This is a genomic window from Streptomyces sp. NRRL WC-3605 (assembly GCF_001509795.1).
GTDB lineage: Bacteria > Actinomycetota > Actinomycetes > Streptomycetales > Streptomycetaceae > Streptomyces > Streptomyces viridochromogenes.
In genome coordinates, this window is sequence record NZ_LLZN01000113.1 from 194739 (window position 1) to 207556 (window position 12818).

Annotated in this window: 9 protein-coding genes and 3 tRNA genes; 4 read left to right on the forward strand and 8 right to left on the reverse strand. The window is 71.6% G+C overall.

Translation table 11 applies throughout. The annotated features are described in order from the left end of the window. Positions 1-83 precede the first annotated feature (83 nt). On the forward strand, positions 84-1385 hold the full coding sequence (locus tag ADL34_RS33385) for an RNA polymerase sigma factor (protein ID WP_062669274.1): 1302 nt from the start codon (positions 84-86) through the stop codon (positions 1383-1385). 45 nt (positions 1386-1430) lie between these two features. On the opposite strand, the gene ADL34_RS33390 is transcribed toward ADL34_RS33385, so the two are convergent. The 4 genes from ADL34_RS33390 to ADL34_RS33405 form a co-directional block, all read right to left on the reverse strand. Beyond that, entirely contained in the window at positions 1431-3359 is a 1929-nt protein-coding gene (locus ADL34_RS33390) for an ABC transporter ATP-binding protein (protein WP_062669272.1), read from the reverse strand. Then, positions 3359-5092, reverse strand: coding sequence for an ABC transporter ATP-binding protein (locus ADL34_RS33395; RefSeq protein WP_062669270.1), 1734 nt, complete (start codon positions 5090-5092; stop codon positions 3359-3361). The genes ADL34_RS33390 and ADL34_RS33395 overlap by 1 nt, the downstream gene beginning before the upstream one ends. A gap of 188 nt (positions 5093-5280) precedes the next feature. Further along, the gene (locus ADL34_RS33400) at positions 5281-6729 is read right to left on the reverse strand and encodes a xylulokinase (protein WP_079034272.1); all 1449 of its coding nucleotides are present in this window, start codon (positions 6727-6729) and stop codon (positions 5281-5283) included. 47 nt (positions 6730-6776) lie between these two features. After that, complete coding sequence (locus ADL34_RS33405) at positions 6777-7085, reverse strand: hypothetical protein (protein WP_062669268.1); 309 nt, start codon at positions 7083-7085, stop codon at positions 6777-6779. Between the two features lie 160 nt (positions 7086-7245). Here ADL34_RS33405 and ADL34_RS33410 point away from each other — a divergent pair. From ADL34_RS33410 to ADL34_RS33420, 3 genes are all read left to right on the forward strand, one after another. Then, a tRNA-Asn gene (locus tag ADL34_RS33410) sits at positions 7246-7318 on the forward strand. A 5-nt stretch (positions 7319-7323) separates the two neighbouring features. Then, a tRNA-Asn gene (locus tag ADL34_RS33415) sits at positions 7324-7396 on the forward strand. Positions 7397-7576: 180 nt separating this feature from the next. Next, positions 7577-7653, forward strand: a tRNA-Ile gene (locus ADL34_RS33420). Positions 7654-7700: 47 nt separating this feature from the next. On the opposite strand, the gene ADL34_RS33425 is transcribed toward ADL34_RS33420, so the two are convergent. From ADL34_RS33425 to ADL34_RS33445, 4 genes are all read right to left on the reverse strand, one after another. Next, positions 7701-9440 (reverse strand): VanW family protein, encoded by a 1740-nt coding sequence (locus tag ADL34_RS33425; protein WP_062669266.1) that lies wholly within the window; start codon positions 9438-9440, stop codon positions 7701-7703. A 191-nt stretch (positions 9441-9631) separates the two neighbouring features. Next, positions 9632-10768: a DUF475 domain-containing protein gene (locus ADL34_RS33430; protein WP_062669264.1), complete on the reverse strand. Its 1137-nt coding sequence runs from the start codon at positions 10766-10768 to the stop codon at positions 9632-9634. A gap of 99 nt (positions 10769-10867) precedes the next feature. Then, complete coding sequence (locus ADL34_RS33435; protein WP_234375165.1) at positions 10868-11167, reverse strand: DUF1876 domain-containing protein; 300 nt, start codon at positions 11165-11167, stop codon at positions 10868-10870. A 371-nt stretch (positions 11168-11538) separates the two neighbouring features. After that, positions 11539-12573 (reverse strand): rod shape-determining protein, encoded by a 1035-nt coding sequence (locus tag ADL34_RS33445; RefSeq protein WP_062669260.1) that lies wholly within the window; start codon positions 12571-12573, stop codon positions 11539-11541. Between the last annotated feature and the right edge of the window lie 245 nt (positions 12574-12818).

The window sequence follows — 12818 nt, forward strand, 5'->3', positions numbered from 1 at the left end:
CACCCCGTGGTCACGGCCCGATCGCAAAAAGTCACCGCACGCCCCTCGTGGCAGCGATGTGTCGTACCCCACACTGGGGGGCGGTGCCTGAGTCCTCGGAGCGCGGCCGGTCCGTCCCCCACGGATCCCACACCCCCGCGGTTCCGCTCATCGCGTACGGGACGGACAGCGGCGAGGCCGCCGACTCCGCCCTCGAAGCAGCGCTGCCGTACGCCTCGGCAGCGATCACCCTGGAGGTCGCCCCCGTGCAGACCCAGACCCTCGTCGAGACCGACACCCGTCCGGACGGCGCGGCGCCGGACGCGGACGACGACGTGCTCGCCGCGGTCCCCCCGCAGAACCGTGCCGCGCACCACCCGGAGTCGGAGCCGCAGGCTTCGCCCGAGCCGCCCGAGCCGCCCGCGGAGGCGCTGGACGAGGCCACCGAGCCGGTCGAGGCGCCCCTCCCGGCCCGGGTCCGCCCCGACACCGCGGGCCCCACCTCCGACCTGTTCCGCCAGTACCTGCGGGAGATCGGGCGTATCCCGCTGCTCACCGCCGCCGAGGAGGTCGAGCTGGCCCGCCGGGTCGAGGCCGGCCTGTTCGCGGAGGAGAAGCTGGCCCGCACCCCCGACCTGGAGAGCCGGCTCGCCCAGGACCTGGACCGGCTGGTCGTCATGGGCCGGATGGCCAAACGGCGGCTCATCGAGGCCAACCTGCGGCTCGTCGTGTCCGTCGCCAAACGGTACGTCGGACGCGGCCTGACCATGCTCGACCTCGTCCAGGAGGGCAACCTCGGACTGATCCGCGCCGTCGAGAAGTTCGACTACGCCCGCGGCTACAAGTTCTCCACGTACGCCACCTGGTGGATCCGCCAGGCCATGTCCCGGGCCCTCGCCGACCAGGCCCGCACCATCCGCGTGCCCGTGCACGTGGTCGAGCTGATCAACCGGGTCGTCCGCGTCCAGCGCCGCATGCTCCAGGAACGCGGCTACGAGCCGACGCCGGAGGAGGTCGCCGCCCACCTCGACCTGCCGCCCGAGCGGGTCAGCGAGGTGCTGCGGCTCGCGCAGGAGCCCGTCTCGCTGCACGCCCCGGTGGGCGAGGAGGAGGACGTCGCACTCGGCGACCTCATCGAGGACGGCGACGCCGCCTCGCCGGTGGAGTCGGCGGCGTTCCTGCTGCTGCGCGAACACCTCGAGGCGGTGCTGTCGACCCTGGGGGAGCGCGAACGCAAGGTCGTGCAGCTGCGGTACGGGCTCGCGGACGGCCGCCCGCGCACCCTGGAGGAGATAGGCCGCATCTTCGGCGTGACCCGCGAACGCATCCGCCAGATCGAGTCCAAGACCCTCAACAAGCTGCGCGACCACGCGTTCGCGGACCAGTTGCGGGGCTATCTGGACTGAGAAGGGGCCGCTCACACCCGGCGAGCGGCCCCCTGTGACCGTTCCTCAGTCCACCTCGGCCACGGCCTGCGCGAACTGCGCCTTGTACAGGCGCGCGTAGGCCCCGTCCGCCGCCAGCAGCTCGGCGTGCGCGCCCTGCTCGACGATCGCGCCGTTCTCCATGACGAGGATGGTGTCCGCGTCCCGGATCGTCGACAGCCGGTGCGCGATGACGAACGACGTCCGCCCGTGCGCCAGTTTGGCCATCGCCTTCTGGATCAGCACCTCGGTCCGGGTGTCGACGGACGACGTCGCCTCGTCCAGCACCAGGATGACGGGGTCCGACAGGAACGCCCGCGCGATCGTGATGAGCTGCTTCTCACCCGCGCTGACCCCCGACCCCTCGTCGTCGATCACCGTGTCGTACCCGTCGGGCAGCGTACGGATGAACCGGTCGGCGTGCGCGGCCCGCGCCGCCTCCTCGATCTCGCCCCGGGTGACGTCCCGGGCCGCCCCGTACGCGATGTTGTCCGCGATGGTGCCGCCGAACAGCCAGGTGTCCTGCAGCACCATGCCGATCCCGGACCGCAGTTCGTCCCGGGACATCCGCGCGATGTCGACGCCGTCGAGGGTGATGCGCCCCGACGACACGTCGTAGAACCGCATCAGCAGGTTGACCAGCGTCGTCTTGCCGGCGCCGGTCGGGCCGACGATGGCGACCGTGTGCCCGGGCTCCACCGTCAGCGACAGGTCCTCGATCAGCGGCTTGTCCGGCTCGTACCGGAACGACACCTCCTCCAGCGCCACCCGGCCGCGCAGCTCCTCCGGCCGCACCCCCGGCACCGGGTCCGCCGACTGCTCGTCGGCGTCCAGCAGTTCGAAGATCCGCTCGGCGGACGCCACACCGGACTGCACGAGGTTCGCCATCGACGCGACCTGCGTCAGCGGCATCGAGAACTGCCGCGAGTACTGGATGAACGCCTGCACGTCACCGATGGACAGCGCGCCCGACGCGACCCGCAGCCCGCCGACCACGGCGACCAGCACATAGTTGAGGTTCGACACGAACAGCATCAGCGGCTGCATGATCCCGCTGTTGAACTGCGCCTTGAACCCTGCCTCGTACAGCGCGTCGTTCTGCTCGGCGAACTGCCGCGCGGACTCCTCCTGCCGGCCGAACACCTTGACCAGCGTGTGCCCGGTGTACATCTCCTCGACGTGCGCGTTCAGCTTGCCCGTCGTCCGCCACTGCTGCACGAAGTGCGGCTGCGAGCGCTTGCCGACCCGGGTGGCCACGACGAACGACAGCGGCACCGTCACCAGCGCGACCAGCGCCAGCAGCCACGACACCCAGAACATCACGGCCAGCACGCCGATGATGGTGAGCACCGAGTTGATCAGCTGCCCCATCGACTGCTGGAGCGTCTGCCCGATGTTGTCGATGTCGTTGGTCGCCCGCGACAGCACCTCACCGCGCTGCCGCTTGTCGAAGTACGACAGCGGCAGCCGCGACAGCTTCGTCTGCACGTCCTCACGCATCCGGTACATCGTCCGGTTCACGGCCCGGTTCACCAGCCGTGTCGCCACCGCCATCAGCAGGCCGGCGACGGCGAACACCGCGAGCGCGACCAGCAGGACGTCCCCCACGGCCGTGAAGTCGATGCCCTGACCCGGCGTGAAGTCGGTGCTGCGCAGCATGTCGGCGATCCGGCCGTCACCGCGCTCCCGCATCGCCGCGAGGACCTGCTCCTTGGTCATCCCGGGCTCGAACTGCCGCCCGACGATGCCCGCGAAGACCAGGTCGGTGGCCCGGCCGAGGATCTTCGGCCCGGCGACCGACAGACCCACGCTCACCACGACGCACACCAGCAGCGTCCAGATGGTCAGCCGCTCCGGCTTGAACCGGGCGACGAGCCTGCGGCCCGACACCTTGAAGTCCAGCGAACGCTGGTCGGGACCGCCGCCGGCCATCATCCGTCCCATGGGCCCGGCCATCAGGCGGCCTCCGCTTCCGTCAGCTGGGAGAGCACGATCTCCCGGTACGTCTCGTTGTCCGCCATCAGCTCGTGGTGCCGGCCGGTGCCGACGACCTGCCCCTCGTCGAGCACGACGATCCGGTCCGCGTCCCGGATCGTCGCCACCCGCTGGGCCACGATGACGACGGTCGCGTCGGCGGTCTCCCGCGACAGCGCCGAGCGCAGCGCTGCGTCCGTGGCGTAGTCGAGTGCGGAGAACGAGTCGTCGAACAGGTAGATCTCCGGGCGCTGCACCAGCGTCCGCGCGATCGCCAGCCGCTGCCGCTGCCCGCCCGAGACGTTCGTGCCGCCCTGGGCGATCGGCGCGTCGAGCCCGCCCTCCAGCCGCTCCACGAACTCCCTGGCCTGCGCCACCTCCAGCGCCTGCCACAGCTCGTCGTCCGTGGCGTCCGGATTGCCGTAGCGCAGGTTCGTGGCGACCGTGCCCGCGAACAGGTACGGCTTCTGCGGGACCAGGCCGACCGTCCGGGCGAGCAGCTTCGGGTCGATGCCGCTCACGTCCTCGCCGTCGACCAGGACCTGGCCGTCCGTGGCGTCGAACAGGCGGGGGACGAGCCCCAGCAGGGTCGACTTCCCGCTGCCGGTCGAGCCGATCACCGCGGTCACCTCACCGGGCCGGGCCACCAGGTCGATCGACTTCAGCACCGGCTCCTCGGCACCGGGGTAGCGGAAGCCCGCGCCCCGGATCTCCAGGTGCCCGTGCCGGCGCAGCTCGGTCACCGGCGCCTTCGGCGGGATCACGCTGGAGGAGGTGTCCAGGACCTCCTGGATGCGCTCGGCGCACACCTCGGCGCGCGGCACCATCATGAACATGAAGGTGGCCATCATCACGGACATCACGATCTGCATCAGATAGGCGAGGAACGCCGTCAGATCGCCGATCTGCATCCCGCCGCTGTCGATCCGGTGGGCGCCGAACCAGACGACCGCGATGGACGACAGGTTCACCACCGTCATGACGATCGGGAACATCAGCGCGAGCAGCCGGCCCGTGCCCAGCGCCATGTCGGTCAGCTCGGTGTTGGCCTTCCGGAACCGCTGCTGCTCGTACTCGTCGCGGACGAACGCGCGGATCACCCGGTTGCCGGTGATCTGCTCGCGCAGCACCCGGTTCACCGTGTCCAGCCGCACCTGCATGGCCCGGAACAGCGGCCGCAGCCGGCGCACGATCAGCGTCACGCAGATGCCGAGGACCGGCACCACCGCGACCAGCACCCCGGACAGCGGCACGTCCAGACCGAGCGCGAGCACGATCCCGCCGACGCACATGATGGGCGCCGAGACCATCAGCGTGAACGTCATCAGCGCCAGCATCTGCACCTGCTGGACGTCGTTGGTGGTCCGCGTGATCAGCGAGGGCGCGCCGAACTGGCCCACCTCGCGCGCCGAGAACGACTGCACCCGGTCGAAGACGGCGGCCCGCACGTCCCGCCCCAGCGCCGAGGCGGTGCGGGCGCCGTAGTACACGGCTCCGACGTTGCACACCACCTGCGCCAGCGAGATGCCGATCATCAGCGCCCCGTAGGACATGATGTAGCCGGTGTCGCCGTTGACGACGCCCTTGTCGATGATGTCGGCGTTCAGGGTGGGCAGGTAGAGGGTGGCGCAGGTCTGCAGGAACTGCAGCAGCACCAGCCAGCCGATGGGTTTTCGGTAGGGCCTGAGATAGGTCCGCAGGAGTCGTATGAGCACGCTGCTTCTCTCGGAGTGATCGGGTCGGCGACGGGGCGGTGGCTTGGTTGCCCCTGGCCCCTATCGTCCGACACTCCCGCGGCGTTACCTCAACCGATTAAGCCGTCGGCGGCGCCCCGTACGGCCTTACGGGTGCGCCTTCCTACCGGTCTCTTACCTTCCGGCTCCCCTCCGGCCCTCCGGGCGCCCTACCGGAACGCCCCCGGGTGCGTCTGCTCCCGCACCGACACGAACTGCTGGCGCACCGCCTGGCCCACGGCCAGCTCGTCGCCGGGCTCCAGCACCTGCCCCGCCGGGCCCTGCCAGAGCGGCGGGGTCCGCGGGTCGAGGGTGCCCTGCGTGGCACCCAGCGCCCACGCCGCCTGCCGGGCCGCGCCGATCGCCGCGTAGTCGGCGGGCTGCGGGACGACGACCTGCGCCCCGAACAGCGACGGCGCCGCCGCCTGCACGGCCGGCAGCTCGGCGGCCGCCCCCAGCAGGAAGACCCGGCGCACCTCCACGCCCCGGCCGCGCAGCACGTCCAGCGCGTCCGCGAGCCCGCACAGCATGCCCTCGAACGCCGCCCGCGCCAGATGCTCCGGCTTCATCGACTCCCGGCGCAGCCCCGACAGCGTGCCCGCGGTGTGCGGCAGGTTCGGCGTCCGCTCACCCTCCAGATAGGGCAGCAGGACCAGACCGTGGGCGCCCGGCGTCGACTTCATCGCCAGGTCGGACAGGCTCTCCAGGTCGGGCAGCGAGAGGAGTTCGGCGGTGCCGCGCAGCGTACGCACCGCGTTGAGCGTGGTGACGACCGGCAGATGCATACCGGTCGCGTCGGCCAGAGAGGTGATGATCCCGGAGCCGTCCATCAGCGCCTCGGGGTGCACGGCCATCACGGAGCCGGACGCGCCGAGAGAGACGACCGCGTCGCCCAGCCCGATGCCCAGCCCGAACGCGGCGGCCATGGTCTCGCCGGTCCCCGCGGAGATCAGCAGCCCCTCCGGGGTCGTACCGGCCGCCTGGGAGGGGCCGATCACCTCGGGCAGCATGGCCGCGTGGCCCAGCGCCAGCTCCACCAGGTCGGAACGGTAGACACCGCCCGCCGCCGACCAGTACCCGGTGCTGGAGGCCCCGCCCCGGTCCGTGGTCCGCCGCACCGGCCGGCCGAGCAGCTGCCACACCAGCCAGTCGTGCGCCTGCAGCAGGACGGCGGTGCGCGCCGCGTTTTCCGGCTCGGTCTTCGCGAGCCAGCGCAGCTTGGTGACCGGCTGCGCCGCCTGCGGCACGCACCCCACCGCCTGCGCCCACGCCTCGCGCCCGCCGAGCGCGTCGATCAGATCGGCCGCCGCGACCTGGGCCCGCTTGTCGCCGCCGACCATCGCGGGGCGCACGGTGCCGCCCGCCGCGTCCACCGGCACCAGGGCGTTCTGCTGCGCGGACACGCCGATGGCCTGCACGCCCTCCAGCAGTCCGCCGCCGGCGGCCTCACCGAGGGAGAGCAGCCACGCCTGCGGGTCGACGTCGGAGGGGCGCCCGCCGTCCGGCGACTCCACCGGGTGCGGGGCATACCCCTGCCTGAGCACGGCACCCGTGTCCGTGTCACAGACGACGATGCGAGTGAAATCGGGCGAACTGTCCAGCCCGGCGACTATCCCCATGGCCCAGATTGTGCCGCAGTATCGCGCCCGCCCGGGCCGGGGGCCGCTCAGGTGTTGCTGGTACCCCAGTCGTCCTCGGCGCCTCCGTTGTGCGCGCTGCGTTCGCGGAGGTTGCGGACGCGATCGGCGACGGAGGCGGGAACGCGGTCCCCGACCTTGTCGCTGACCGTGTGGTACGCCTTGCCCGCGAAGACGCGGCCCTGCTGGGCGGCCGTCTCAACGGTGTTGCGCACCGCGGGGTTGTGGGAGATCTCCCGGGCCGTCTTCTTCAACTGCTCGTAGCGCTCGCGTCCGGCGCGAGTGCCGAGCACGTAACCGACGGCGAGTCCGACGACGAACGTGAGCCGGTAGCGCATGGCGGCCACCCTTTCCTTGCCTAGGTCCCTGATGCGGCGTCGGCGCCCCGGGGGGAACCGATTGGCGGAGCACCCCCCTGCTTGCGCTAATGTATGTGTCGCAGCGAGCGCACGCCCCCTGGCGAATACCCAGGTAGGTGCGTTCGATGCAACGAGGCATTCCTCCGTAGCTCAATTGGCAGAGCAGCCGGCTGTTAACCGGCAGGTTACTGGTTCGAGTCCAGTCGGGGGAGCTCGGTCCTCCGTAGCTCAATTGGCAGAGCAGCCGGCTGTTAACCGGCAGGTTACTGGTTCGAGTCCAGTCGGGGGAGCATGCTGAACGAGGACCCCCGAAGGGGTCCTTTTTCATGCCTTCCCACGTGCGGCGGGAACCGTGCAGGTCGGAGCGGTGTCCTTCAGGGCATGCGAAGTCGACCATACGAAGCAGGAGATCGTATGAGCGGCTATGCTGCGGCAGACGGCGCGCACACATGTACGCGACACGCCGCTATGGGGCGGTAGCTCAGCCGGTTAGAGCAGCGGACTCATAATCCGTCGGCCGTGGGTTCGAGTCCCACCCGCCCCACCAGGCGCCACCCGTGCAGAAACGATGCGACCAGGCCGTTGCCGGGGGAATCACTCGCAGACGATCTCGTCCCGCGGGTCGTAGTGCGTGCGGAACGGCTCCCGTTTCACGACCCGCCCGTCCTGGACGAAGACCCGCTGCACGGTGACGTCGAATCCCTCCAGTGGAGTCTGCGGGACGCACTGGTCGCCGCTCAGGACCTTCCGCTCCGGCTGCTTGACGTTGTCGCGCGGGCCCTTCACCGAGCCGATCTCGTCGTACTTGCGGGTGCCGAGGAACGACACCGTCACCGAGTGGTCGGTGGACTCGGCCTGGATGTACAGCGCGTGCCCCGAGTCGTTGGTGAAGCGCAGGTCCAGACTGCCCCAGGCGACCGTGGCCTCCCGGCCCTCCGGGTAGCGCTCGATGTAGAAGGAGTGGGCGCCGTGCTCGACCGGCTTGACGCCCGCGAACCACAGCGCGTTGTAGACGGTCGTGGCGACGGCCGAGACACCTCCGCCGGGCGCCTTCCGGAACTCGTCGTCGTAGATCATGATGCCGTCGACGAAGCCGTTCTCCGGGGTGCGTTCGCCGACCCTGCGGTTGAAGCTCCACGTCTCGCCGGGCATCACGACGGAGCCGTTGATCAGCTCCACCGCGCGGCCGATGTTGCGGGTGCGGTAGGGCGCCGGCTCGAAGTTCACCGTGAACGACGACATCCGCTCGCGCAGCCCCAGCCGCTCCACGTTGGCCCGGGTCACCTGAGGCTCGCTCACCCGCGTGGCGATCTCACCGCTGCGGGCGGCGCCCCGTCGCGTCAGCAGCGGCAGCACGGCCTTGCCCAGCGCCTTGTCGGTGACCACATGGCCCGCGTGCCCGTCCTCGGCGACGCCGACCCGGTCGCCGACCAGGCGCAGCTCGGCATTGGCGGCCCGGGTGGGCAGGTCGGACAGCGGCCTGGCCACCGCCGGATCGGCGCGCAGCCCCGCCGCGTCCAGCTTCGGCTCGAGCCGGCCCCCGGCGTCCGGGCGCATCGTCAGGTACCGGCCGAGGACGGGCTGCTCGACGGTGAAGCGGTGCCCGGCGGCGGTGAGGGTGACGGGCGCCGACATCGCCGGGCGGGCGAACTCGCGCACCGCCCGGTCCAGCTCGCGCTCCGTCACCTTCGGCGCGGCCTCGCGGGCCGGCAGGGCCGTGACGGCCGCTGCGTCGCCGCGCTGGAAGGCGTCGCGCAGCGGGTCGAGAGCGGCGGCCGTGTCCAGGGCGTGCCCCGGGTGCGGTGCGACGGTGCGGACCTCGCCGTCCTCGAACGTGACGGCGCCCTCGCGGACCTTCTGGTCGGCGTCCCGCGCGACCTTCCTCAGCTCGGCCCGGGCCTTGTCCTCGTCGACGCTCACCGAGGGCTCGACCGGGCCGCCCGAGCGGAACAGGCCGCCGATCACGGTGAACGGGTCGAGGGCGCCGCTGCGGCTCGCCCGGTCGACGGTCCGCTCGTGGTCGAAGGCGAGGCCCAGCCGGCGCGGGTCGACGGTGCCCTCGCGCTCCCCGACCGTCACCCGGAGCTTGCGGGCGGCGTCCGGGGCGAGGCCCTCGTCCAGCCTGTGCACGGCCTCGGCGCGGCTCAGCCCGCCGATGTCCACGCCGCGCACGGTCGTCCCGTCCTCTATGTCCCCGCCGGCCGCGAGGAGGCCCGCGAGATACAGGCCGCCGAAGCCCACGGCCAGGGTGCCGCCGGCCAGGAGGTAGGGACGGGCGGAGGCCGCGCGGGACGACGGGCCCTTTCGCGGCGATGAGGGGGCGCGCAGGCGCATGGGTCTCCCGGGCGGACGAGGCTGGACGGAGCGTCGCAGGTGCGGCGCTGTGCGCGAAGGCAAACACATCCAGCTAGCCATAAGCGGATGAAAACGCCTATGTCGAACACCACGTATGGGCCGGATCACGCCGCCGCCGTAGCGGCCCGGCCCGGGAACACGCCCTCACACCGTCCGTGGCGTGATCCGTCTCACGTCCCCGTCCGGGCCTTCTCGGCCCGCTCCGGCTCCTCGCCCCCGGCCGCCGCGAGCGCCCTGTTGCGGCGGACGGACGCCAGGAAGGACGAGGCGATCAGGACCACGCCGACCAGGCCGGTGATCACCTCGTTGATCTCGTACCGGATGGTGACCAGCAGGATCACGGCGAGGGCGCCGATGGCGTAGTGGGCGCCGTGCTCCAGGTAGACGTAGTCGTCGAGGGTGCCCTGGCGGACCAGGTAGACCGTGAGGGACCGGACGTAGAGGGCGCCGATGCCGAGGCCCAGCGCCATCCAGAAGATGTGGTTGGTGATGGCGAAGGCGCCGATCACCCCGTCGAAGGAGAACGACGCGTCCAGGACCTCCAGGTAGAGGAAGAGGAAGAACGCCGCCTTGCCGGCGAGGGCGGCCACCGGACGTCCGCCCTCGGTCCGGGCCCGCTCCTCCTCCTCGTGCTCGCGTTCCTCCTCCGCCTCCAGGCGGTTCTCGAAGTGCGAGGACAGGCCGCCGACGGCGAGATAGGTGATCAGTCCCGCGACCCCGGCGAGCAGGACCGTGGCCGCCTTGTCCGCGTGGCCGCCGCTGACGTGCGCGTGCCCGGCGACCGTCGTGGCCGCGACCAGCAGCACGATCAGTGCCACGCAGGGTGCCAGCAGGTCGATCCGCCCGAGCCGCGCCAGCGGGCGCTCCAGCCGGGACAGCCAGGTGATCTCCCGTTCCTCCAGGATGAACTCCAGGAAGATCATCAGCAGGAACATGCCGCCGAACGCGGCGATCGCCGGATGCGCGTCGGTGACGAGGGACTCGTAGCGGTCCGGATCGTCCACCGCCAGCCGTACGGCCTCGGCGGGACCGACCCGGGCGCTGATGGCGACGATCACGACCGGGAACACCAGCCGCATGCCGAACACGGCGATCAGCACGCCGACGGTCAGGAAGATCCGCTGCCAGAAGGCGTTCATCCGCTTCAGGATCCCGGCGTTGACGACCGCGTTGTCGAAGGACAGCGAGATCTCCAGCACGGACAGGATCAGTACGACCCCGAACGCCTCCCAGCCCCACAGCCACGCCGCTAGGACGAGGCCGATCACCGTGACGCCCATCGACCAGCCGAAGGTCCTCAGCAGCATCGCTCTCCAGGGGGTCGGGCGGCGCTCGGCGCGCGCGGCGGACGGACGACGGCCCCACCAGTACCAGGGGGATCACGGTGTAAACCGGGCCGGCGCGGCTCAGGGGAGTTCCCAGGCGCCTCCCGTCACACGGTCGGCCGGGCCGGCCAGCGCGACGATGTCGTCGGAGGCGACGTCGTGCAGCCGCAGCGCCAGGTCCTCCAGGGCGCGGCAGGCGGCCAGCTCGTCGCCGATCTCGGGGACGCTGCGGTCGACGGGATTGCGGTGGGCCGCGCCCCGGCCCGTGACGGTCGACGTGTCCGGTGTGGTCAGCACGGCTTCGGCGAGGGTGTCGTCACCGTCCTCGGTGATGTGGATGCGGACGGTCCAGTTCTTGTCATCCATCTTCTTGTCATCCATCGCGATCACTTCCGTGGGAAGAGGTCCCTGCGTTCCGTGGGAAGAGGTCCCTACGGACGAGCGTGCGCCTGTTCCCCCGGCCGGTCCACCCCGCCTTCCCGGGCGGCCGTCTCCTCCCACGGGAGGACGTCCGCTCCGATCCGCTCCCACCGCGGAGGCATGACAACTGCCTCCGTGGGCACGATGTGCCGAAAGGTTGCGAAGAGAAGGCTGGTCGCAACGGACCCGACGGACCAGGAGGGCGCCATGAAGGGCCAGACGTACGTACGCGTTCGGGTCACCCGCCGGCCGGCCGCTCCCCGTGACACCCGGGGCGAGATCGACCGGCGCACTCCCTCGGGCCGGATCCTTCCCTACTGACCGGCTCACGCTCAGGTCGCCGGGTCCAGCTCCAGCGGCTCGATCCGGCCCTCCAGCATGGTGCCGAGGCCCTGCACGGCGCAGACGTCGGGCCGTTCGGCGATGTGCACCGGCATGCTGGTCGCCTGCCGCAGCATCTCGTCGAAACCGGGGAGCAGGGCGCTGCCGCCGACCATCATGATCCCGCGGTCGGCGAGGTCGGCGACCAGGTCGGGCGGGCAGTCCCGCAGCACCTTGCCGATGCTGTCCAGGACGGCGGTCAGCGGCGTCTGGATGGCGTCCCGCACGGCCGCCGTGTCGACCCGCACCGACCGGGCGAGCCCGGTACAGACGTCCCGGCCGTGGATCTCCGTGGAGGCCGGGCCCTGCGCGGTGAGCCCGTTGCCGGACAGCGCGAGCTGGAGCGGGCGCACGTTCTGGCTGGGCAGCATCAGTTCGTGCTGGTGCCGCAGGTGCTGCACGATCGCGTGGTCCACGGCCTCGCCGCCGACCCGGATCCGCTCGGCCGCCACGATGTTGCCCAGCGACAGCACGGCCACCTCGGTCGCGGCCGCCCCGCACACCATGATCATGCTGGCCTCGGGCTGCTCCACGGGCAGTCCGCAGCCGACGGCGGCGGCGATCAGGGTGTCCACCAGCTCCACCCGGCGGGCGCCGAGTCCCACCAGCGTCTCGATGGCGGCGCGCTGCGCGAGCGGATCGGCGTCGTGCGGGGTGCAGACGGCGGCCCGCAGGAAGGGCCTGCGGCGCAGACTGCGGCGCATCTTGTCGCCCAGGAGGTGCCGCAGCATGCGCTGCGCCATCTCGATGTCGACGACGGTGCCCCCGGAGACGGGCCGTACGACGCGGATGTAGTCCGGGGTGCGGCCGGTCATCCGCTCCGCGAACTCGCCGACCGCGATGAGCGCGCCCGTGCGGGTGTTGACGGCGGCGGCGGAGGGCTGGTCGACGACGAGCCCGGCGCCCTTCACATAGACGCGGGTCCTGGCCGCCCCCAGGTCGACGGCGAAGTGGCAGCGTCGCAGCTGCTCCAGCGTGGCGGTCATGGCGGTCCTCCCGAGAGCGCAGACCATGGGTCCGCCGGGTGGGTGGCGGGCCTCGCGTGGGGTGCGTGGTCGTGGTGTCGCAAGGCCGTGCGTGTGGCGGCCTCCCTGGCATCGTGCGCGCCGCCGGGTGCCGGGCGCCTTCTGGAGGGGGCCGGGCGGGGTGCCGCTGAATGGGGGGTCCTGTCCCTGATGGGGCGTCAGGCGGCGTGTCGGAGCGCGGGGAGCGGGGCCGGTTCGGGTACGGC